Origin of the sequence: Pseudonocardia nantongensis (genome assembly GCF_046546495.1) — a bacterium.
Classification (GTDB): domain Bacteria; phylum Actinomycetota; class Actinomycetes; order Mycobacteriales; family Pseudonocardiaceae; genus Pseudonocardia; species Pseudonocardia nantongensis.
Window position 1 is genome coordinate 26,614 of the sequence record NZ_JBKGXT010000025.1, and the last position, 21,110, is coordinate 47,723.

The window sequence follows — 21,110 nt, forward strand, 5'->3', positions numbered from 1 at the left end:
GGACGCGGGGCTCCTCCGGGGACGCGCGACTTCTCTAGGGACGCGCGGCCGCGGCGGTGAACGCCGGCAGGTAGCCGTCGGTGTAACCCCGCTCGTTCGGGTGGTAGACGGCCGGGGTCGTCGGCTGCGCGGGCGGGTTGATCCAGGGATCGGCGCTGCAGACCCCGTGCCCGGCGAAGGTGTCGCGCACGTCGACGAACTGCCCGCGGAAGCGCTGCGCCGCGTCGGCGAGCGAGGCGTTGAGCGTGTCGGCGGCCCGGTTCAGTGCCTCCCGGCGGGCGGCGTTCGGAGCGCCGGGGACGTCGCAGGCGGTGCCGGGTTCGAACAGCCGCGGGTAGCCGAGGACGAGGATCTCCGCGTCCGGGGCCTGCAACCGGACGCCGACGATCGTCGAGATCAGGCCGCCGGGCGCGACGAAGCGCGCGGCCCGCTCACCGCCCCGGATCGCGCGGAAGCAGGCCTCGTCGTCCGGGGCGGTGGAGCAGGTGGCGAGCACGGGACCGAAGCCGGTGTCGTTCCCGCCGGCGGTGATCGTGACGAGCGTGGTGTCCCTCGCGACCGCGCGCACCTGCTTCGCCACGACCTCGCCGCTGGTCGCGCCGCTGCAGGCCACGGAGGTGAACGACGCCGGTGCGTGCCGCGCCGCCCACAGCGCCGGGTAGGAGCGGTCGCTGCGACGGCAGTCCCCGGTGGACGGGTCCGGGGTGGCACCGACCCCGGCGGCGTAGGAGTCCCCGAGTGCGACGTACCGGGTGTCGGTGCGGGCCGCGAACGGACCGGCGACCGCGGCCGGCGCGAGGGCGACGAGCAGCAGCACCGCCAGGACACAGACCGGGAGCGGAACCAGGTGTCGGGCCACGGGGCCAGCCAACCCGCCCCCGGAGGCCCCGGCAATCGCGGTACCGGGTGAGCCGGTGCACCGACGGTGCTGCGCCCTGTGGGCCGAACGGGTGGCCGCCGTGCCGACCCGAGGTGGAACTACCGGCGTCCGCGGGCGGGGCTCACCCGGATCAACGGCACGTCGACCTCCGTCAGCGGCAGGCCAGCTCGAGCGACCCGAGCCGGTCGATGGAGGCCACCACGACGTCTCCCGCGGTGACCGGGACGGCGGCGGTCAGCCCGCCGGACAGCACGATCTCCCCGGCCCGTAGGCCGCCTCCCTCGGCGGCGAGCGCCCGGACCAGCCAGGCGACCGCAGCGGCCGGGTGCCCGAGCGAGGCCGCACCGGACGCGGTCGCGACGACCTCGCCGTTGTGCTCCAGCACCACCCCGACCAGCCGCAGGTCCATGCCGGTGACCGGAACCGGCGTCCCGACGGCGTACCGCGAGGCCGAGGTGTTGTCGGCGACGACGTCGGCCGTGGTGAACCGGTAGTCGCGATAGCGGGAGTCGAGCACCTCGATCCCGACGGCGACGCCGGCGGTCGCGGCGAGCACCTCGGTGGCGGTGCAGTGCGCCCCGTACAGGTCCCGCCCGACCACGAAGACGATCTCCGGCTCGCACCGCGGCTGGATCTGCCGGGCGGTGTCCAGCGCCTCGCCGACGTCCAGCGCCCCGGCGGCCCGCAGGAACCCGAAGATCGGGTCGGACACCCCGACCTGGGCCTGCTTGGCCCGCGAGGTCACCCCGAGCTTCCACCCGGCGAGCGGGCCGGCGGCGTCGCGGAGCTCGCGCTGCACCCGATAGGCCGTGGGCAGGTCGAGATCCGGCACGTCGTCGGTGAGCTGCTCGATCGCGGTCCGGTCGGCGACCGCGGTGGACAGCCGGGCGGCGAGCTCGGCGGTGCTGGCGGGGGCCGGGTTCCCGGCCATCAGGCACCCACCCGGATCGTGACCGGCCCCAGCCGGTCGAACTCGGCCCGGAACACGTCGCCCTGGCTCATCGGTACGGCGGCGTGCAGCGCGCCGGTCATGATCAGGTGGCCCGGCTCGAGGGCCACCCCCGACTCGCCGAGGGTGTTCGCGAGCCACGCGACGGCGGCCACCGGATCGCCCAGCGCGGCCGCCCCGGCACCGGTGTCGATCAGCTCGCCGTTGCGGGTCAGGGTCATCCCGACCAGCCGGGGATCCCACCCGTTCAGCGGTGTGAGCTGCGACGACGTCGCCACCGCCCCGTTCGACGCGAGGTCGGCGACGGTGTCCGCGAGCCTGATCCGCCAGTCCGTGATCCGCGAGTCGACGATCTCCATCCCGGCCACCGCGCCGGCGATGGCGGTCCGGGCCGCCAGCACGGTCACGCCGGGCCCGGCGAGCCGCTCACCCAGCACGAAGACGATCTCCGCCTCGACCTTGGGCTGGATGAAGCGCTGCAACCCGACGGTGTCGCCGTCCCGGTAGATCGTGGAGGTGAGCACCGGGCCGTGGTCGGGGGAGTCGATGCCGATGAGCCGCTGCATCGCCGCCGAGGTGGCGCCGACCTTGTGCCCGACGACCGTGTCCCCGTCGGCGAGGATCAGTTTCACCAACTCCTGCTGCACGGCGTAGCCGTCGGCCATCCCGAGGGAGGGGTGGGCGTCGGTCAGGGGTGGGATCGGGGTGCGGGTGCGGCGGGCGTCGTAGAGCGCCCGGGCCTTTCCGGCGGCGTCGGTGACGGGCATCGGGCTCCTCGTGCTGTGGGTCCGCCGGTGCCCCGCGGGCCCGGCCCGGGACGCGGCCGACCTGCTCTCCCGCGTCGCAGGTGTCCCGTCGTGCGGACCGGCTGACCTGTCCGGGGAACGCTAGGCAGCCCGCGGCCGGACCGTCAACGGCCCCGGGCCGCCGCCTGACGTGGGAATCCCCCGTGCACCCGGATCGTCGTCCGGACCGGAGGCCGCCGGACACGGCCGCCGCTCACCCCGGCCGGCGCCGGCATCGTCGTCGCAGGTCGGAGGCGTGCCGGCGGCCCGGCCCGGGACCCGGGCCGCGCGGTGAACGGCAGGTGACGAGGCGAGTGTCGGTCGCGGTCCGTTCACCGCCGCCCGGTTTCCGGTGGTCTCGCGATCACCCCATCGTGTTTGCCGCTCCGGCGTGTCGGGCTAGCGTGGCCCACGGATCACGGAACGGTCACGAACCGGACACGGCCCGAACCCCGACGGGTCGCCCGCTCCCCACGGGTTGTCCGCCGTTCCGCGGTCTGGAAGGAAGATCGTGGCACGGCATCGCTCCCCCCAGGGCCGGCGCGCGAGCCTCGGGTTCCTGGCACCGCAGTTCGCGGTGCCGGGAGCCGGAGGGTTCGGCTCGGCGTTCCCCGCCGGTCCGCACGTCCGGCACCACCGCACCGACGACAGCGGTTCCGGCGTCTCGGTGACCGCCCGCGTCACGGCCGCCGTGGTCGCCGTCGGCGGTCTCGCAGGTGCGGCCTACGCCGGCTCCGGGTCGGCCGACCTGCCGATGACGGCGTGGCTGGACACCACCGCCACCGCCGACGCGGCCGACGCCCCCACGATCCCCGCGCCGCGGTCGTCCCCGGAGAACGGGCAGGCGGCGACCCCGATCGCCGACGCGTCCACGATCGCCGCGCTGGCCACCCCGGCCGCCGGCGGCAGCTCGGTCGCGGCCCGGGCAGTGAGCACCGCCGGGACCGGCGTGGCCGGCAGCGCCGCCGAGGCTGCCGGCACGGCGTCGGACTCGGTCCAGGAGGTGCAGCAGGCCGCGGCCGCCGCGAAGGCTCGCGCCGCCGCGTCCGCCGCGTCCGCCGCCACCGGCGGGGGCGGGACGCCGTCCGCGGCCCCGCAGGCCGCGTCCGCGGGTGCGGTGTCGATCGTGTCCGGGCAGGTCACCTCCGGGTTCGGCTCCCGCTGGGGCACCTCGCACAAGGGCCTCGACATCGCCGCCCCGATCGGCACCCCGATCCACGTGCCGCTGGGCGGCACCGTGATCAGCTCCGGTTCGGCCAGCGGCTTCGGCATGTGGGTCCGGGTCCGGCACGACGACGGCACGGTCACGGTCTACGGCCACATCAACCGCTCGCTGGTGTCCGAAGGCGAGCAGGTCTCGGCCGGACAGCAGATCGCCGAGGTCGGCAACCGCGGCCAGTCGACCGGCCCGCACCTGCACATCGAGGTGGTCACGCCGGGCGGCACGAAGGTGAACCCGAAGCCGTGGCTGGACGAGCACGGCTTCCGCTACACCTGATCCGGCCACACCGCCCGTCGTCGTGACGTGCACGCCGAGCAGCGGTCACGCCCGGTAGGCGCGGCGGCGTTCGGCGGCCAGGAAGTGCGCGGTCTCGCGGGTGGCGGTGTAGAGCGACCGGTAGTGCGGATGGAAGCGGTCGTAGACCTCGCCGGCGGCCGGATCCGGCTCGATCGTACGGGCCACCGGGTTCCAGCTCCGCAGGCCCGGATCCGCCCCGGTCGCGAGGGCGGCCAGCCAGGCGTCCCCGAGCGCGGCCCCGACGGTCTGCTCCGGCACGTCCTGGGCCACCCCGGTCACGTCGGTGACGATCCGGGTCCACAGTCCGCCCTGGGTGCCGCCACCCACCGCGACCAGGCGTTTCGTCCCGCCCCCGGCTTCCCGCATGACCTCCAGGTTGTGCCGGACGCCGTGTGCGATGCCCTCCAGCGCGGCCCGGTAGACCTCCCCGCGGGTGTGCCCGGTGGTGACCCCGGCGAGGATCCCGCGGGCGTCCGGGTCGAACAGCGGCGTGCGTTCGCCTGCGAAGTAGGGGAGCAGCAGCAGCCCGCCGCTGCCCGGCGGGATCCCGGACGCCTCGCCGACCAGGCCGGGGAAGTCCTCCCCGGTGAGGTCGCGCAGCCAGCTGGTGATTGAGCCGGACGTGGCCATCCCGGCGGCGAGCGTGTAGGTCCCCGGGACCACGCCGCGGGTCGTCCACATCGCCGGATGCGGCCGGGGCCGGTCGAGCACCTCGATCAGGAACATCGTGGTGCCGTACATGACCATGACCTCGCCGGGCGCGGTGACGCCCGCGCTGGTGGCCTCTGCCCAGGCGTCGACGGTTCCGGCGGTCACCGGGAGTCCCTCCGGAAGCCCGGTCTGCGCCGCCGCGGCCGCGGTGACCTGCCCGGCGATCTCGGTCGGCCACAGCAGCCGGGGCAGCTCGAGGCCGGGCGCGGTCACCGCCGCCCAGTCACGCGCCCAGTCCGCCGCGGCCAGGTCGTACATCGGGTCGCACTGGCTGGCCGAGTGGTGGTCGAGCACGTACTCGCCGGTGAGCCGGTGCACCAGGTAGGACGAGCACATCAGGAACAGCGCGGTGCGCTCGTAGACCTCCGGCTCGTGCGTGGCGAGCCAGCGCCACTTCGGCCCCACGGCCTGCGACGACAGCGCCGTCCCGGCCCGGGACAGGATCGCGTCGGCACCCAGCTCGCCGGTCAGCTCGTCGATCTCGGCCCCGGCCCGGGTGTCGACGCCGTAGAGGATCGCCGGGCGGAGCGGACGGCCGTCGGCGTCGGCGGGGAGCAGGGTCGGGCCGATTCCGGAGACGCCGAGCCCGGCCGGCTCGGCGTCCGGCACGGCGGCGAGCAGCTCCCGGACGATCGCGGTGAAGTCGCCCCACCAGATCGACTCGGCGTCGTGCTCGACCCAGCCGGGCCGGGGCTGCGCGGTGTCGTGCGCCCGGTCGGTGCGGGCCAGCACCCGGCCGTCGGTGTCGACGGCGACGCCCTTCGACCCCGAGGTTCCGATGTCGACGCCCAGATACACACGCATGGCGTAATTCCTACCGCCCCGCCGGACTCCTGCGCACCCGTTCCCCGCTAGCACAGGGGGCCGACACCGGCGCGCGGCGTTGCGCCGGATGCGCGGCCCCGTCCACATCCGGGGTCGTACCGGCGTGCTCCCGGTGCCGGTCCACAGCCGCTCGGACCAATCCCGTCCGAGGACCCCGCCCCGGCCCCAGCCTGGGACCCATGACCGCACTCCCACCGCCCTTCGCCGACCCGCCCCCCGCCCACGACCCGGACCGATCCCCACCGGTGACGCTCGAGACCACCGGTCCGGACGGGCTTCCCGGAGCCGCCTGGACCGTCCCGCCCGCCCCGGGCACGGGCCTGCGGGGTGCCCCGCCGGGCAGCGCGGCTCCGTGGTCGCCCGGCGGCGGGCCCGCCGGTCCCGCCGAGCCCGCCCGCCCGGGACCGTGGCCGGGGCCGCCCGAGCAGGAGGGGGCCCGGGTGCGGATCACCGGCAGCGCGGACCTGCTCGCGGCGATCCCGGTGCTGATCGGCTTCCATCCGGAGGACTCGCTGGTCGTGGTCGGGATGGCCGGTCCGGAGCAGCGGGGGCGGGTCGGACTGACCGTCCGGGTGGACCTGCCGCCGGCCGCGGACGTGCGCCGGGTCTGCGCCGACACCGTGTCGGTGCTCGTCGGGGAGGACCCCGCGCGGGCGGTCGCCGTCGTGGTCCGGGCCGGCCCCGCGACCGCCCGGCCCGCCCGGCGCGATGTCGCGGTCGGCATCCGCCGCGAGCTGCTGCGGGCCGGGATCGAGCCGCTCGCCGTCCTGTGGGCCTCCGGTACCCGGCACGGCGACCCCTGGAGCTGCTACGACCTGCCCGGCCAGCGCTGCCGGTGCGCCGGGACGGTGCCCGACCCGGCGGCCACCCCGGTCGCGGCCGCCGCGGCGCTGCGCGGCCGGCGGGTGCTGCCGGACCGGGCGGCGGTGGCCGCCCAGCTCGACGGCGACGAGAGCGACCTGGCTCGCCGCGCCCGGCTGCGCAGCGCGGACCTGGAGCGAGCCGGCCGGACCGGCCCGGAACCGGCCGGAGACGCGGGGACCGAGCTGCTGGACACCTGCCTGCGGGCGGCGTCCGAGGGCCGGCTCGTCGTCGACGACGCGCTCGTCCTCGACTTCTGCTCGGCATTCGACCGGCCCGGCTTCACCGACGCCGCCCTGCGCAGTTGTCTCGGGCCCGCGGCACCGCACGCCGAGCAGCTGTGGGCGGTGCTGTGCCGGTCGCTGCCGGCCCCCGAGCGGGCGGATGCCGCGGCGTTGCTCGCGGCGAGCGCGCTGCTGCGTGGCGACGGTGCGCTCGCGACCCTGGCCGTCGAGCGAGCGCTGGCCGATCGTCCCGACCACGAGCTCGCGTCGGTGGTGGACGCCTCGCTGCGCAGCGCGCTCGGAGCGGAGGTCGCGGACTGGCCGTACGCCGGACCGGACGGGCTGCGGCGGCTGCTGCGGACCGTCTGCGCGGCGCCGCCGGACGCGCGGCCCCGGAGCACGGACGTCCCGGAGCGCGGTGGACCCGCGGCGGGGGAGGGTGACGCGCCGTGACCCGGTCAGCGGGGCCGGGCGAACTCCCAGGCGTCGGAGACGATCCGCTCCAGCTCGGTGCGGGACGGCTTCCAGCCCAGCCCCTCGGCCGCCCGGTCGCTCGACGCGACGAGCACCGCGGGATCGCCGGCGCGGCGCGGCGCCACCGCCGCCGGGATCGGGTGCCCGGTCACGGCGCGGCACGCCTCGACGACCTCGCGCACCGAGAAGCCCTGCCCGCTGCCCAGGTTGTAGACGTCGTGCCGGCCCGCGGTGGCGTGCTGCAGCGCCAGCAGGTGGGCGTCGGCGAGGTCGTCGACGTGGATGTAGTCCCGCACGCAGGTGCCGTCCGGGGTGGGCCAGTCGTCGCCGTAGATCGAGATGGACTCCCGGGTGCCGGCGGCGACCTGGAGCACCAGCGGGATCAGGTGGGTCTCCACCGCGTGCCGCTCGCCGAGCCGGCCCCCGCCGGTGACGTGCGCCCCGGCCACGTTGAAGTACCGCAGGCTGGTCGCGGCGAGCCCGTGCGCCGCGGCGTACGAGGTGATCATGTGATCGATCGCGAGCTTCGTCGCGCCGTACGGGTTCGTCGGGCGGGTCGGCGCGGTCTCGGTGATCGGGACCTCGGCGGGCTCGCCGTAGGTGGCGGCGGTGGAGGAGAACACCAGCCGGGGCACCGCGTGCTCGCGGACCGCCTCCAGCAACCGGAAGGAGGCGACGACGTTGCCGTCCCAGTACCGCTCCGGGTGCTCCACCGACTCGCCGACGAGCGAACGGGCCGCGAAGTGCAGGACCCCGTCGAACGCTGCCCCGTCCCGGGCCGCCCCGCCGAGGACCTCGCCGGCGACGGTGCCCAGCTCGGCCTGCACGAAACCGGCACCGGCCGGTACCGCGTCCCGGTGCCCGGTGGACAGATCGTCCAGGACGACGACCTCGTGCCCGGCTTCCAGCAGGTGTGCCGCGCACACGCTGCCGACGTAGCCCGCGCCCCCGGTGACGAGCAGCTTCACTCCGGCCCTCCCGCCGTCTCGGTCGATCCCGCCGGCACGGCGGGCCGCTCGGGCGGCACCCCGGTTCCTGCCGGACGGGCGGAGCCTCTCACGGTCCGGCGGTCCGGCCCGCGCGACCCCGGACGCCACTCCGGGCGCCGCAGCGGGCTGCGGCCGGTCGGTCGATCAGATCGCCCGGACCAGCACCGCGTGCGCCACGAGCGGCGCGACGGTGGACGTCTCGCCCTCGGAGGTGGCCGGCACCGGGTCGCCGAACCGGGGGATCGCGCCGACCTCGACGTCGGTGCCCGGCACGATCCCGGCCAGCTTCAGCTCGCCCATCAGGTCGGCGTCGTTCTGCACGTGCTCGGCTATCCGCCGGATCTCCACGCGTCCGCCGCCGCGGCGGGCCAGCTCGTCGAGCCGCTGCAGCCCGACCTCCAGGGTGGGCGGCACGGAGGCCACGGTCGAGGGTCCCTCGGTGCTGCGCTCCAGCTCGTCGAGGCCGGGGATCGGGTTGCCGTAGGGCGAGACGGTGGGCTTGTGGAGCAGCCGGACGAGCTTGCGCTCGACGTCCTCGCTCATGACGTGCTCCCAGCGGCACGCCTCGGCGTGCACCAGCTCCCACTCGAGGCCGATCACGTCGATCAGCAGGCGCTCGGCGAGCCGGTGCTTGCGCATCACCGCGACGGCGCGGCTGCGGCCGTCGTCGGTCAGCTCCAGGTGGCGGTCCCCGGCCACGACGACCAGCCCGTCCCGCTCCATCCGAGCGACGGTCTGGCTGACGGTCGGTCCGCTCTGCCCGAGGCGTTCGGCGATCCGCGCGCGCAGCGGGACGACACCCTCCTCCTCGAGCTCGTAGATGGTCCGAAGGTACATCTCGGTCGTATCGATGAGGTCGTTCACAAGGGGCCCCTTCATTCGATGACCAGTCTACCCAGGTCGACGGTCGGGCATCCCGCGCCCATCCGGGGCAGGATGGGCCGCGTGCCCGGAATCATGGTGGCCCCCGACTTCCTCGCCGGCCTGCTGCCCCCGTCCGCCGGGACCCGCCCGGTGATCCTGGACGTCCGCTGGCGCCTGACCGGCCCGCCCGGGCGCAACGACCACGCCGTGCGCCGCATTCCCGGGGCGGTCTTCGTCGACGTCGACACCGAGCTCGCTGCCGGGCCGTCGGTGCCCGGCCCCGGCGGCCGGCACCCGCTCCCGGAACCGGCCCTCCTGCAGGAGGTGCTGCGCGCGGCCGGGGTCCGGCGCGACGACCCGGGTCAGCTGGTCGTGGCCTACGACGACGCCGACGGCTCGGTCGCCGCCCGCGCCTGGTGGTTGCTGCGCTGGGCTGGCCTGGCCCCGGACCGGATCCGGGTGCTCGACGGCGGCTTCGCCGGCTGGGTGGCGGCCGGGCTCCCGGTGGCCGGCTCCGGCGGCGACGCGACCGAGCCGGAACCGGCACCGGCCGGGGACGTGGTCGTGCGTCCGGGCGGCATGCCGGTGGTGGACGCCGACGGGGCGGCCACGCTCGCCCGGGACGGTGTGCTGCTCGATGCCCGGGCCGGGGCCCGCTACCGCGGGGAGACCGAGCCGGTCGACCCGCGCCCCGGGCACGTGCCCGGGGCGCGGAACGTCCCGGCGGCCGGCAACGTCGGTCCGGACGGGCGCTGGCTGCCGGCCGCGGAGCTCGCCGGCCGCTTCACGGCGGCCGGGGCCGGCCCCGGGACGGCCCGGGTCGGGGCGTACTGCGGCTCCGGGATCAACGCCTGCGCACTGGTGCTCGCGCTGGAGGAGTCCGGGGTGACCGCGCGCGCCGCGCCGGCCGCGCTGTACCCGGGGTCCTGGTCCGAGTGGAGCACGGATCCGGACCGCCCGGCGGCGACCGGTGAGCGGGAGTCCCGATGACGGGCCGGGCCGTGGCCGCGCGGGTGACCGCAGCCGGGTCCCTCGCTTACGGTCCACGGTCATGAACGCGCGCACGTCGGTGATGTGGACGCCGGAGTTCCTCACGTACCAGCTCTCGGACGACCATCCGCTGAACCCGGTGCGGCTGGAACTGATGATGGAGCTGTCCCGCGAGCTCGGCGTGCTCGACGGCGTCGACCTCGTCGCGCCCGAGCCGGCCACCGAGGCCGACCTGACCCGGGCGCACACCCCCGGCTACCAGACGGCGGTGCGGTCGGCGCCGGAGGCGCCGTTCGGCGTCGGGCACGGGCTGGGCACCGCCGACAACCCGATCTTCTTCGGGATGCACGAGGCGGCCGCGCTGATCGCCGGCGGCTCGGTGCGGGCGGCCCGCGAGATCGCCGAGGGCCGGGCCGACCGGGCCGTGAACCTGGCCGGCGGTCTGCACCACGCGATGCGCGACCGCGCCGCCGGGTTCTGCGTCTACAACGACTGCTCGGTGGCGATCGCCTGGCTGCTGGAGCAGGGCTACGAGCGGATCGCCTACGTCGACGTCGACGTGCACCACGGCGACGGGGTCCAGGACGCGTTCTACGACGACCCCCGGGTCATGACGATCTCGATGCACCAGCACCCGCTCACGTTGTGGCCGGGCACCGGGTGGGCCGGCGAGTTCGGCCGGGGCGACGCTGAGGGCTATGCGGTGAACGTCTCGCTGCCGCCCGGCACCGGGGACGCCGGGTGGCTGCGCGCCTTCCACGGCGTCGTGCCCTCGCTGCTGGAGAAGTTCCAGCCGCAGGTGCTCGTCACCGAGTGCGGTGCGGACACCCACGCGGAGGACCCGCTGGCCAACCTGGAGCTGTCGGTGGACGGCCACCGGGCCATCTACCTGGCGCTGCGCGAGCTGGCCGGGAGCACGGCGGGCGGCAAGTGGCTGGTGCTCGGCGGCGGCGGGTACGCGCTGTACCGGGTGGTGCCGCGTTCCTGGACGCACCTGCTCGCCGTCGCGCTGGACCGGGACGTCGATCAGGACCGCACGATCCCCGCGGACTGGACCGCGCTCGCCGCGACCCGGACCCGGGCCCCGCTGCCGGTGTCGATGTCCGACGGTGCCGACCCCGCGTTCGAGCGCTGGGGCGGGTCGTTCGGGGAGCGGGTCGACTCGGCCATCCTGGAGACCCGACGTGCGGTGTTCCCGCTGCACGGACTCGACCCCGACGATCCGCGGGACTGAGCTGAGCGAAGCTTGCCAAGCGACCCCCGGTACCGACCCGGCCGACAGGACGACGACACGCATGCCCGACGAGCAGCCGCACGACCACCCCTACCCCCGGCACTGGGAGGCCGACGTCGTCGCCTCCGACGGCGGGATCGTCCACCTGCGACCGATCCTGCCCGCGGACTCCGACGACCTGCTGGCCTTCCACTCCAAGCTGTCCGACCGCACCCGCTACCTGCGCTACTTCGGTCCCTACCCGCGGATCTCGGCCCGTGACCTGGAGCGCTTCACCGTTGTCGACCACCGGACCCGGGTGGCGTTCCTGGCGCTGCTCGGCGACGAGATCGTCGCCGTCGGCCGGTACGAGGGGCTCACCCCGGGCGGCGGTGCCGCCGCGCAGGAGGGGGCCGGTACCGACCAGCCGGTGAGCTCGGCCGAGGTCGCGTTCGTGGTGCGCGACGACCACCAGGCGCGTGGCCTGGGCTCGATCCTGCTCGAGCACCTCGCGGCCGCGGCCCGGGAGAACGGGCTGTCCCGGTTCGAGGCCGAGGTGCTGGTGGAGAACCACGGAATGGTCCGGGTGTTCCGGGAGGCCGGGTACCAGGTCAAGCGGGCGTTCGCGGAGGGTGTGCTGCACCTGGAGTTCGACATCGACCCGACCGAGCGGTCGATCGCGGTGCGTGACTCGCGCGAGCAGGCGGCCGAGGCGCGCAGCGTGGCGAACCTGCTGCACCCCACGTCGGTCGCGGTGATCGGGGCGTCCGCCGACGAGACCAAGATCGGCCACACGGTGCTGCTGAACCTGCTGAGCGCCGGGTTCACCGGGCCGGTCTACCCGGTCAACCCGGACGCCCGGTCGGTGCGCGGCGTCCGCGCGTACCCGTCGGTGACCGACATCCCGGACGAGGTGGACCTGGCGGTCGTCGCGGTTCCGGCCGCGAACATCGACGAGGTCATGGACTCCTGCCTGGTCAAGGGCGTCAAGGTGCTGGTGGTGATCAGCTCGGGGTTCGCCGACGCGGGCGGCGGCGGCACCGTCGCGGAGCGCCGGCTGGTCGCCGAGGCGCGCGCGCACGGCATGCGGGTGGTCGGCCCGAACGCGCTCGGTGTCGCCAACCCGGAACCGGCCGTCCGGCTCAACGCCACGCTGGCCCCGCACGTGCCCGGGCACGGCCGCACCGGGTTCTTCTGCCAGTCCGGCGCCCTGGGGACCGCGATCCTGGCCAACGCCCGCTCGCGGGGGCTGGGGCTGTCGTCCTTCGTCTCGGCAGGCAACCGGGCCGACGTCTCGGGCAACGACCTCATGCAGTACTGGCAGACGGATCCGGCCACCGACCAGGTCCTGCTCTACCTCGAGACGTTCGGCAACCCGCGCAAGTTCGCCCGGGTGGCGCGCCGGCTGGCCCGCACCAAGCCGATCGTCGCGGTGAAGTCCGGGCGGCACACCGGGCCGCTGCCGTCGCTGGCGTCCGTCTCGACGCCGATCGACGAGGCCAGCGTGCAGGCGTTGTTCGAGCAGTCCGGCGTGATCCGGGTGCAGACCCTGCCGCAGCTGTTCGACACCGCGTTGCTGCTGGCCTACCAGCCGATGCCGGCCGGCCGCCGGGTCGCCGTGGTCGGCAACTCCACGGCGGTGAACCTGCTGGTCGCCGACGGCCTGCTGGACGAGGGGCTGGAGCCGGCCGGGGACCCGGTGGACGTGGGCACCCAGGGATCGCCGGCGGCGTTCGCCGACGCGGTGCGCACCTCGCTGGCCGGCCCGGACGAGCCGGACGCGCTGATCGCGGTGTTCGTGCCGCCGGTCGCGGTGGAGGGCACCGCGCACGCGCACGCGCTGCGCGACGCCGCCGACGGCGCCGGGGTGCCGGTGCTGGCGGTCTTCCTGGCCGTCGAGGGTGTCCCGGCCGAGCTCTCGGTCCTGGACGAGGACGGCAACCCCCGCCGCGGCTCGGTGCCGAGCTACGCCAGCCCGGAACGTGCTACGGCGACGCTCGGCCGGGTCACCCGCTACGCCGAGTGGCGCAACACCCCGGTCGGCGAGTTCGTCGTGCCGGAGGACATCGACACCGAGGCGGCCCGCTCGATGGTCGCCTCGTTCGAGCCGGACACCGAGAACGTGCTCTCCGACGCGGTGGCCGCCCGGCTGCTGGCCTGCTACGGCCTGGACGTCATCACCTTCCGCCGGGTGCAGGGTGTCCAGGCGGCGGTCGCCGCGGCCGAGGAGCTCGGCTACCCGGTGGTGATCAAGGCGACCGCCGACCAGTGGCGGCACCGCGGCGACTTCGTCGGGGTCCGGTTGGACCTGATCTCCGCCGACGCCGTCCGGTCGGCGCACGCCGAGCTGTGCCGGCTCACCGGCTCGGAGGACGTCTACGTGCAGCGGATGGCGCCGAAGGGCACCTCCTGCAAGCTCGAGGTGGTCGACGACCCGTCGTTCGGTTCGCTGCTCGCGTTCGGCCTGTCCGGGATGGCCACCGAGCTTCTCGACGACCGCGCCTACCGGGTGCTGCCGGTCTCCACCGAGGACGCGAAGCGCCTGGTCCGGGCGCCGCGGGCGGCCCCGCTGCTGACCGGTTACCGGGGCACCGCCCCGGTCGACCTGGACGCGCTGGAGGACGTGGTGCTGCGGGTCGGCCGGCTCACCGAGGACATCCCGCAGGTCCGCTCGCTGGCCCTGGACCCGGTGCTCGCCTCGCCCGAGGGCGTGTTCGTCACCGGCGCCCGGGTCACGATCGGCCCCCCGCCGAGCCGCCGCGACGCGGGCCCCCGCCGCCTGGCGTGACCAGCGACCTCTCGCGCCCCGCCCACGACGCCGGGTGGGTCAGGTGCGGAAGGAGACCTGGAGGGTGGGGGTGGAGGTGTCGGCGAAGAAGTCGTTGCCCTTGTCGTCCATCACGACGAACGCCGGGAAGTCCTCGACCTCGATCTTCCAGACCGCCTCCATGCCGAGCTCCGGGTACTCCAGCACGTCGACCTTGCGGATGCAGTCCTGCGCCAGCCGCGCGGCCGGGCCGCCGATCGAGCCCAGGTAGAAGCCGCCGTTCGCGGCGCACGACTCCACGACCTGCTTGGACCGGTTGCCCTTCGCCAGCATCACCAGCGAGCCGCCGGCCTCCTGGAACTGCTGCACGTAGGAGTCCATCCGGCCGGCCGTCGTCGGGCCGAACGAGCCGGACGCGTAGCCCTCCGGGGTCTTGGCCGGGCCGGCGTAGTAGACCGCGTGGTCGCGGAGGTACTGCGGCATCGGCTCCCCGGCGTCGAGCCGCTCGGCGATCTTCGCGTGCGCGATGTCGCGGGCGACCACCAGCGGCCCGGTCAGCGAGAGCCGGGTCTTCACCGGCAGCTGCGAGAGCTGGGCTCGGATCTCGTCCATCGGGCGGTTCAGGTCGACCTGCACGACGTCGCCGGAGAGGTCCTCGGCGAGCGCGTCCGGCAGGTACTGGGCCGGGTCGCGCTCCAGCTGCTCCAGGTACACGCCGGACGGCGTGATCCTGGCCTTGGCCTGGCGGTCCGCCGAGCAGGACACGGCGACGCCGACCGGCAGCGAGGCGCCGTGCCGGGGCAGCCTGATCACCCGGACGTCGTGGCAGAAGTACTTGCCGCCGAACTGGGCGCCGATCCCGAAGTCGCGGGTCAGCTCCAGCACCTGCTGCTCCAGGTCGGTGTCCCGGATCGCGTGCCCCAGCGGGGAGCCCTCGGTCGGGAGGCCGTCCAGGTAGTGCGCCGAGGCGAGCTTGGCGACCTTGAGGTTGTACTCGGCCGACATGCCGCCGACGACGATCGCGAGGTGGTACGGCGGGCAGGCCGCGGTGCCCAGCGAGCGCAGCTTCTCGTCCAGGAACGCCGCGAGCCGCTTCGGGTTCAGCAGCGCCTTGGTCTCCTGGTAGAGGAAGGTCTTGTTGGCCGAGCCACCGCCCTTGGCCATCACCAGGAACTCGTAGAACGGGTCCCGGCCGGGCTTGGCCTGCAGCTCGACCTGGGCCGGCAGGTTGGTGCCGGTGTTCTTCTCGTCCCAGAAGGAGACCGGCGCCATCTGCGAGTACCGCAGGTTCAGCTCCTGGTAGGCCTCGAACACACCGCGGGACACCGCGGCCTCGTCGTCGCCGCCGGTCAGCACGGTCTCGGTCTTCTTGCCGACGACGATCGCGGTGCCGGTGTCCTGGCACATCGGCAGCACGCCGCCGGCCGAGACGCAGGCGTTGCGGAGCAGGTCGGTGGCCACGAACCGGTCGTTGCCGGAGGCCTCCGGATCGTCGATGATCGCGCGCAGCTGCCGCAGGTGGGACGGCCGGAGCAGGTGCTGGATGTCGGTGACGGCGGCGCGGACCAGTCCGGTGATCGTCTCGGGCGGGACCTCGAGGAAGGTCCGGCCGGCAGCCTCGACCGTGGTGCCGGCGGGGAGATCGAGCTCGCGGTACTCGGTGTCGTCCGGGCCGAGCGGGAGCACGTCGGTGTGGTGGAACTCGGGCATGGGCCCAGACGTTACCCGCGCACTCCCGGCCCGGACCTTGGTGGAGACGCAGGTGACGCGGGCTTAACCGGACGGCCCTCCGGTTTTCCGGTAACGTGCGCCACATGCCTGGCTCGATTCTGGGAACCTCGGTCCGCCGCGTCGAGGACGCCGACCTCATCACCGGATACAGCACCTACGTCGGGAACCTGCCGTTCGGTGACTTCGCCCCGCCCACCGTCGGGCACGTCGCCTTCGTCCGGTCACCGCTCGCGCACGCCCGTGTCACCGGTATCGACACCACCGAGGCCGCGGCCGCGCCCGGGGTGATCGCCGTCTACACCGCGGCCGACCTGGACCTGCCCGCGCACCACGGCCTGATGGTGCTCAACCCGGAGCTGCCGCGCCCGCCGCTGGCCACCGACCGGGTCCGGTTCGTCGGCGAGGTGGTGGCGATGGTCGTCGCCGAGACGAAGGCCGATGCGGTCGACGCCACCGAGCTCGTCGAGGTCGACTACGACGAGCTGCCCGCCGTCACCGATCCGGAGGCCGCGCTGGCCGAGGGCGCCGAGCTGCAGTTCCCGGAGCAGGGCAGCAACCTCGCGGCCGGCCTGCGCGCGCCCGACGGGGACCCGCTGGCCGACGCCGAGGTCGTGGTCCGGGCCCGGATGGTGAACCAGCGGGTCGCGGCGGTCCCGCTGGAGGGGAACGCGATCGTCGTCGAGCCCGGGGCCCCGGGAGACGGCGACGGGTACGACCTCACCGTGCACGTCTCCACCCAGATGCCGCACGGCTTCCGCAACCAGCTGTGCGGCGTGTTCGGGCTGGAGCAGGACCGGGTCCGGGTGATCGCCCCGCACGTCGGCGGCGGGTTCGGCGCCAAGGCCGGGGTGCTCGCCGAGCACACCGCGACGATCGGCGCGGCCCGCGCGCTGGGCCGGCCGCTGTCCTGGGTGGAGACCCGCTCGGAGAACCTGGTCTCGATGCCGCACGGGCGCGGCCAGATCGGCTACTACGAGCTCGGCCTGACCCGGGACGGGACGATGACCGGCCTGCGGGCCCGGGTGATCGGCGACGCCGGGGCCTACGCCGGGTTCGGCGGAGCGCTGCCGCTGCACATGACCTACCTGATGGCGCCCGGCGTCTACGACATCGCCCGGGTCCGCTACGACGCGGCATCGGCGCTGACCAACACCACGCCGATGGGTGCGTTCCGCGGAGCCGGTCGCCCGGAGGCGGCCGCGCACCTGGAGCGCCTGGTGGACATCGCGGCCGCCGAGCTGGGGATGGACCCGGTCGAGCTGCGCCGCCGGAACTTCCTGGACCCCGCGGCGTTCCCGCACACCACGCCGGTCGGTGCCGCCTACGATGTCGGCGACTACGACCTGCCGCTGCGCGAGGCGCTGCGCCTGGTCGGCTACCAGGAGCTGCGCGCCGAGCAGGCCCGCCGCCGGGCGGCCGACGAGCCGGTACGGCTGGGCATCGGGATCTCCACCTACGTCGAGGTCACCGCCGGTGGCGGGGGCGGCGAGTACGGCTCGGTGACCGTGCACGACGACGGCACCGCGACCGTCTCGGCCGGGACCTCCGCGCACGGGCAGGGGCACGCGACGTCGTTCTCGATGCTCGTGTCGGACCGCACCGGCATCCCGATGGACAAGATCACCTATGTCCAGTCGGACACCGCGCTGGTGCCGCGCGGCGACGGGACCGGCGGGTCCCGGTCGCTGCAGCTGGGCGGGACCGCGGTGTCCGAGGCCGCGCACGAGCTCTACGACCGGGCCCGCAAGCAGGCCGCCACCCTGCTCGAGGCCGCGACCGAGGACGTCGAGCTCACCGATGCCGGCGAGTTCGGCGTCGCCGGCGTCCCGTCCGGCCCGACGGTGACCTGGGCGCAGCTCGCGACCCGGGCCGCGGAGTCCGGCGAGGAGCTCGCGGTCGGCCTCGACTCCGAGCAGGCCGGGGCGACGTTCCCGTTCGGCGCACACGTGAGCGTCGTCGAGGTGGACACCGACACCGGCCGGGTCACGCCGCGCCGGCACGTCGCGGTCGACGACTGCGGCCGGATCCTGAACCCGCTGCTCGTCGAGGGCCAGCAGCACGGCGGCGCCGCCCAGGGCATCGCGCAGGCGCTCTACGAGCACGTCGTGTTCGACGCCGAGGGCCAGCCGCTGACCTCCAGCCTCGCCGCCTACACGATCCCGACGGCCGCCGACCTGTTCGCGTTCGAGGCATCGACCACCGAGACCCCGACGCACCTCAACTCGCTCGGCGCCAAGGGAATCGGCGAGTCCGCGACGATCGGGTCCACCCCGGCGGTGCAGAACGCCGTGGTCGACGCGATCTCCGACCTCGGGGTACGGCACGTCGACCTGCCCTGCACCCCGGAGCGGGTGTGGCGGGCGATCTCGGCAGCCCGCGCCGGGACCCCCGAGGACGCCTGGCGCGAGCCGCCGGCGGTGTTCGCGGACCTCCCGGTCCGCGGCGGCGGCGGCGCCGACGAGGCCGGCGCGATCTGACGCTCCTGGGGGACGGGAGCGCCGGCGGCTCCCGTCCCCCTGCGAGCGGCGCGGCCCTACCCCCGGCTGTCGGCGCCTGCCGCGGTACCGCAGACTCTGCGCCGTGATGTACCCGCAGACAGCCGAGAGGGGAACCCCGCGATGAGGCTCGCGACGATCCGGACCGCGACCGGGCTGCGGGCCGTGCGGGTGGACGGGGACTCGGCGGTGGAGACCGGCGAGTCCGACGTCCGCGCGCTGCTCGAGCGCCCCGACTGGGCGGACCACGCCGCGCGCGCCGACGGGCCCGTGCACGACGCCGCCGGTCTCGACCACGCGCCGCTCGTCCCGGCTCCCGAGAAGATCATCTGTATCGGGCTGAACTACCGCGACCACGTGCAGGAGATGGGCAACGAGCTGCCCGCCCACCCCACGATCTTCGGCAAGTTCGCGCCGTCGCTGATCGGTGCCCGGGACGAGATCGAGCTGCCGGCGGAGTCGGAGAAGGTCGACTGGGAGGTCGAGCTGACCCTGGTGATCGGGCGCTCGGTCCGGCACGCCGACGAGCAGACCGCGCGCGCGGCGATCGCCGGCTACACGGTGCTCAACGACGTCAGCATGCGCGACTACCAGAACCGCACCAAGCAGTTCCTGCAGGGCAAGACCTGGGAGCACTCCACCCCGCTCGGCCCGGAGCTGGTCACCCCGGACGAGCTGCCCGCCGACCCGGCCGACGCCACGACCGCGCTGCGGATCCACTCCGCGCTCGGCGGCGAGGTCATGCAGGACTCGACGACCGACCAGCTGGTGTTCTCGCCGGTGGACCTGGTCGTCTACCTGTCGACGATCGTGACCCTGAACCCGGGCGACGTGATCGCCACCGGGACCCCGGCCGGCGTCGGGCACGCGCGCACGCCCCCGCGCTACCTGACCGACGGGGCCGAGATCGTCACCGCGGTGCAGGGCGTCGGGGAGTGCCGCAACATCTGCCGGGCCGTCCGGTGACCTCCCGGTGACGGGCTCCGACCCCGGCACCCCGGCGGTCCCGCCGACCCGCGCCGACTCGCTGGCCTGGGCCGCGGACGGGCAGGCGCACCTGCGCGGGTTGATGAGCAGGATGGGTGACGAGGCGTTCGGCGCCCCGTCGCTGCTGGCCGGCTGGACCCGGGCGCACGTGCTCACGCACATCGCCCGCAACGCCGACGCCATGAGCAACCTGCTGCACTGGGCCCGGACCGGTGTCCAGACCCGGGCCTACCGGGACCGGGAGAGCCGGGACGCCGACATCGAGGCCGGCGCCGGCCGCGCGCCCGACGAGATCCGGGCCGACGTCGTCGAGACCTCGGACCGGCTGGCCGACGCCGTCCGGCGGATGCCCGAGAACGCCTGGCGGGCGCGGGTCCGCAACGCCCAGGACGTCGAGATCCCGGCGACCGCGGTGCCGTGGGCGCGGGCCCGCGAGGTGTGGATCCACGCCGTCGACCTCGACGTGGGCGCCTCGTTCAAGGACCTCCCGATCCCGATGCGGCGGGTGCTGGTCGCCGATGTCACCGCGACCCTGGCCACGGTCCCCGGGTGCCCGCGGGTGCGGCTGGAGGAGACCCGTACCCAGCAGGTGCTGGAGTTCGGGCCGGGCCCCACCGTTGCCGGGGATCCGGCGCCGGCCGACCTCGGCACGGTCCGGGGCCGGGCCCCGGACCTGATCGCCTGGCTGCTCGGCCGCCCGTTCGGCAAGGGCCTGCGGACCGCGGGCGGCGACCGCCCCGGGCCGCTGCCGGTCTGGCTCTGATCCTCACCGGCCCTCGAGCTCGTCCAGGCGGGCGGTGGCCCGGCCGAGCTGACGGGCCATCTCGTCCAGCCGGGCCTGCAGCAGCGCCATCTCGGCGGTGAGCACCGCGACCGCTCCCGCCGCGGCCAGCCCGTCCCCGTCGTCCGGGATCCGGCCGAACGCCGAGTCGTCCAGCGGGCGGTCATCCAGCGGGCGGGCGTCCCCGGCTCCGTCGGGCACGGTGCTCGCCACCCCGTCGGGCACGGTGCCCGCCACCCCGGCGGGCTCGGGGCTCGCGGCCCGGGCCCCGATCGGGGCCAGCGGTCCGGGCGCGACCTCGTCGGGCAGCAGGGTCACCCCGGCGAGCCGGGCGAACCGGTCCGGCGTCAGCACCGGGCGGGCGCCCGCGCAGCGCGCGCACACCGGCTCCAACCGCCGCCAGCCGCGCTGCCCGGAGCCGGTGTCGGCCAGGGCCGCCACCGTCGTCCCGCACCGGCACGGGCGCAGCCGGATCGCGCGCACCCGCTGCCGGGCGTAGCGCAGCCCCATCTCGTAACGGCGGAACCGGCCGGACGCCGCGACCTCGAGCAGGACCGCGCCCTGGTGCTCGGGTGCGCAGGCCAGTTCGCGGGCGTCGTCGGGGGAGTGGAAGCAGTAGAAGCCGCAGTCGCACCAGCGGGACGGGCAGGAGTGCCGGCACCCGTGGGCACACATCGCGTCGTCGACCGTGCGGTAGACGTGCGCACGACCGAGCGTGACCCCGCTGAACCCGGCCGTCGTGCCGTCCGCCGAGAGCATCGGGAACGCCAGCTTGTGCCCGTCGAGCGGCCCGGCGGGGAACTCCTGCGGGGTGCGGCGGAAGAGCCCGCGCACGCCGATCAGTCCTCGCGGGCCCCCGAGCGGGCCGGTACCTCGCGGTCGGCAGGCGCCCGCTCGGCGAGATCCGGTTCGGCCTGCGCGGCAGGCGGTGCGGGGGTGGCGCGCCGGTCGGCCTCGTGGTCGACCGCGAATCCCTCGGAGATCTTGCGACCCAGTCTCATGACGCCTCCTGCGATCCGGATCCCGGGCGGCCCCGGGTGTGTCCGCCGTCACCAGGCTGACCGG

17 protein-coding genes are annotated in these 21,110 nt (G+C 75.2%); 8 read left to right on the plus strand and 9 right to left on the minus strand.

The window, feature by feature from the left end:
* Positions 1 to 34: 34 nt before the first annotated feature.
* From ACLFMI_RS22970 to ACLFMI_RS22980, 3 genes are all read right to left on the minus strand, one after another.
* Complete coding sequence (locus tag ACLFMI_RS22970) at positions 35 to 859, minus strand: SGNH/GDSL hydrolase family protein (RefSeq protein WP_410950016.1); 825 nt, start codon at positions 857 to 859, stop codon at positions 35 to 37.
* A 172-nt stretch (positions 860 to 1,031) separates the two neighbouring features.
* Positions 1,032 to 1,811 carry a 2-keto-4-pentenoate hydratase gene (locus ACLFMI_RS22975; RefSeq protein ID WP_410950017.1) on the minus strand — a complete coding sequence of 260 codons (780 nt, stop codon included), beginning with the start codon at positions 1,809 to 1,811 and terminating at the stop codon, positions 1,032 to 1,034.
* Positions 1,811 to 2,596, minus strand: a complete 786-nt coding sequence (locus ACLFMI_RS22980; protein ID WP_410950018.1) for a 2-keto-4-pentenoate hydratase — start codon at positions 2,594 to 2,596, stop codon at positions 1,811 to 1,813. Before ACLFMI_RS22980 ends, ACLFMI_RS22975 begins: the two co-directional genes overlap by 1 nt.
* Positions 2,597 to 3,125: 529 nt before the next feature.
* Here ACLFMI_RS22980 and ACLFMI_RS22985 point away from each other — a divergent pair.
* Complete coding sequence (locus ACLFMI_RS22985) at positions 3,126 to 4,112, plus strand: M23 family metallopeptidase (RefSeq protein WP_410950019.1); 987 nt, start codon at positions 3,126 to 3,128, stop codon at positions 4,110 to 4,112.
* 45 nt (positions 4,113 to 4,157) lie between these two features.
* Here ACLFMI_RS22985 and ACLFMI_RS22990 read toward each other — a convergent pair whose 3' ends face one another.
* Entirely contained in the window at positions 4,158 to 5,648 is a 1,491-nt protein-coding gene (locus ACLFMI_RS22990) for an FGGY-family carbohydrate kinase (RefSeq protein WP_410950020.1), read from the minus strand.
* Positions 5,649 to 5,848: 200 nt separating this feature from the next.
* Here ACLFMI_RS22990 and ACLFMI_RS22995 point away from each other — a divergent pair, with 200 nt between their 5' ends.
* Positions 5,849 to 7,207, plus strand: coding sequence for a DUF4192 domain-containing protein (locus ACLFMI_RS22995; protein WP_410950021.1), 1,359 nt, complete (start codon positions 5,849 to 5,851; stop codon positions 7,205 to 7,207).
* A gap of 5 nt (positions 7,208 to 7,212) precedes the next feature.
* On the opposite strand, the gene galE is transcribed toward ACLFMI_RS22995, so the two are convergent.
* The gene (gene galE, locus ACLFMI_RS23000) at positions 7,213 to 8,196 is read right to left on the minus strand and encodes a UDP-glucose 4-epimerase GalE (RefSeq protein WP_410950022.1); all 984 of its coding nucleotides are present in this window, start codon (positions 8,194 to 8,196) and stop codon (positions 7,213 to 7,215) included.
* Between the two features lie 165 nt (positions 8,197 to 8,361).
* A complete protein-coding gene (locus tag ACLFMI_RS23005) occupies positions 8,362 to 9,081 on the minus strand; it encodes a metal-dependent transcriptional regulator (RefSeq protein WP_410950065.1) in 720 nt (239 codons plus the stop codon).
* A gap of 93 nt (positions 9,082 to 9,174) precedes the next feature.
* Here ACLFMI_RS23005 and ACLFMI_RS23010 point away from each other — a divergent pair, with 93 nt between their 5' ends.
* The 3 genes from ACLFMI_RS23010 to ACLFMI_RS23020 all read left to right on the plus strand — a co-directional run bounded on the left by ACLFMI_RS23010 (position 9,175) and on the right by ACLFMI_RS23020 (position 14,072).
* Entirely contained in the window at positions 9,175 to 10,071 is an 897-nt protein-coding gene (locus ACLFMI_RS23010) for a sulfurtransferase (protein ID WP_410950066.1), read from the plus strand.
* Positions 10,072 to 10,132: 61 nt separating this feature from the next.
* Positions 10,133 to 11,305, plus strand: coding sequence for an acetoin utilization protein AcuC (locus ACLFMI_RS23015; RefSeq protein WP_410950023.1), 1,173 nt, complete (start codon positions 10,133 to 10,135; stop codon positions 11,303 to 11,305).
* A 61-nt stretch (positions 11,306 to 11,366) separates the two neighbouring features.
* Entirely contained in the window at positions 11,367 to 14,072 is a 2,706-nt protein-coding gene (locus ACLFMI_RS23020; RefSeq protein ID WP_410950024.1) for a bifunctional acetate--CoA ligase family protein/GNAT family N-acetyltransferase, read from the plus strand.
* Between the two features lie 39 nt (positions 14,073 to 14,111).
* Here ACLFMI_RS23020 and ACLFMI_RS23025 read toward each other — a convergent pair whose 3' ends face one another.
* Positions 14,112 to 15,761, minus strand: a complete 1,650-nt coding sequence (locus ACLFMI_RS23025; protein WP_410950025.1) for a fumarate hydratase — start codon at positions 15,759 to 15,761, stop codon at positions 14,112 to 14,114.
* A 104-nt stretch (positions 15,762 to 15,865) separates the two neighbouring features.
* Between ACLFMI_RS23025 and ACLFMI_RS23030 the strand changes: the two genes are divergently transcribed.
* From ACLFMI_RS23030 to ACLFMI_RS23040, 3 genes are all read left to right on the plus strand, one after another.
* Positions 15,866 to 18,259 carry a xanthine dehydrogenase family protein molybdopterin-binding subunit gene (locus tag ACLFMI_RS23030; RefSeq protein WP_410950026.1) on the plus strand — a complete coding sequence of 798 codons (2,394 nt, stop codon included), beginning with the start codon at positions 15,866 to 15,868 and terminating at the stop codon, positions 18,257 to 18,259.
* A gap of 141 nt (positions 18,260 to 18,400) precedes the next feature.
* The gene (locus tag ACLFMI_RS23035) at positions 18,401 to 19,243 is read left to right on the plus strand and encodes a fumarylacetoacetate hydrolase family protein (RefSeq protein ID WP_410950027.1); all 843 of its coding nucleotides are present in this window, start codon (positions 18,401 to 18,403) and stop codon (positions 19,241 to 19,243) included.
* 7 nt (positions 19,244 to 19,250) lie between these two features.
* Positions 19,251 to 20,027: a maleylpyruvate isomerase family mycothiol-dependent enzyme gene (locus ACLFMI_RS23040; RefSeq protein WP_410950028.1), complete on the plus strand. Its 777-nt coding sequence runs from the start codon at positions 19,251 to 19,253 to the stop codon at positions 20,025 to 20,027.
* Positions 20,028 to 20,030: 3 nt separating this feature from the next.
* Here the strand turns inward: ACLFMI_RS23040 and ACLFMI_RS23045 are convergent, their stop codons facing one another.
* Together ACLFMI_RS23045 and ACLFMI_RS23050 are read right to left on the minus strand one after the other, a co-directional pair.
* Entirely contained in the window at positions 20,031 to 20,879 is an 849-nt protein-coding gene (locus ACLFMI_RS23045; RefSeq protein ID WP_410950029.1) for a hypothetical protein, read from the minus strand.
* Between the two features lie 5 nt (positions 20,880 to 20,884).
* Positions 20,885 to 21,046: a hypothetical protein gene (locus ACLFMI_RS23050; RefSeq protein ID WP_410950030.1), complete on the minus strand. Its 162-nt coding sequence runs from the start codon at positions 21,044 to 21,046 to the stop codon at positions 20,885 to 20,887.
* Between the last annotated feature and the right edge of the window lie 64 nt (positions 21,047 to 21,110).

What these genes read in the sequence shown, in the direction of transcription:
- ACLFMI_RS22990 (WP_410950020.1), bottom strand. Translation starts at nt 5,648, where the DNA reads ATGCGTGTGTATCTGGGCGTCGACATCGGAACCTCGGGGTCGAAGGGC.
- ACLFMI_RS22995 (WP_410950021.1), top strand. Translation starts at nt 5,849, where the DNA reads ATGACCGCACTCCCACCGCCCTTCGCCGACCCGCCCCCCGCCCACGAC.
- ACLFMI_RS22975 (WP_410950017.1), bottom strand. Translation starts at nt 1,811, where the DNA reads ATGGCCGGGAACCCGGCCCCCGCCAGCACCGCCGAGCTCGCCGCCCGG.
- ACLFMI_RS23020 (WP_410950024.1), top strand. Translation starts at nt 11,367, where the DNA reads ATGCCCGACGAGCAGCCGCACGACCACCCCTACCCCCGGCACTGGGAG.
- ACLFMI_RS23050 (WP_410950030.1), bottom strand. Translation starts at nt 21,046, where the DNA reads ATGAGACTGGGTCGCAAGATCTCCGAGGGATTCGCGGTCGACCACGAG.
- ACLFMI_RS23010 (WP_410950066.1), top strand. Translation starts at nt 9,175, where the DNA reads ATGGTGGCCCCCGACTTCCTCGCCGGCCTGCTGCCCCCGTCCGCCGGG.
- ACLFMI_RS23015 (WP_410950023.1), top strand. Translation starts at nt 10,133, where the DNA reads ATGAACGCGCGCACGTCGGTGATGTGGACGCCGGAGTTCCTCACGTAC.
- ACLFMI_RS23030 (WP_410950026.1), top strand. Translation starts at nt 15,866, where the DNA reads ATGCCTGGCTCGATTCTGGGAACCTCGGTCCGCCGCGTCGAGGACGCC.
- ACLFMI_RS23035 (WP_410950027.1), top strand. Translation starts at nt 18,401, where the DNA reads ATGAGGCTCGCGACGATCCGGACCGCGACCGGGCTGCGGGCCGTGCGG.
- ACLFMI_RS22980 (WP_410950018.1), bottom strand. Translation starts at nt 2,596, where the DNA reads ATGCCCGTCACCGACGCCGCCGGAAAGGCCCGGGCGCTCTACGACGCC.
- ACLFMI_RS23025 (WP_410950025.1), bottom strand. Translation starts at nt 15,761, where the DNA reads ATGCCCGAGTTCCACCACACCGACGTGCTCCCGCTCGGCCCGGACGAC.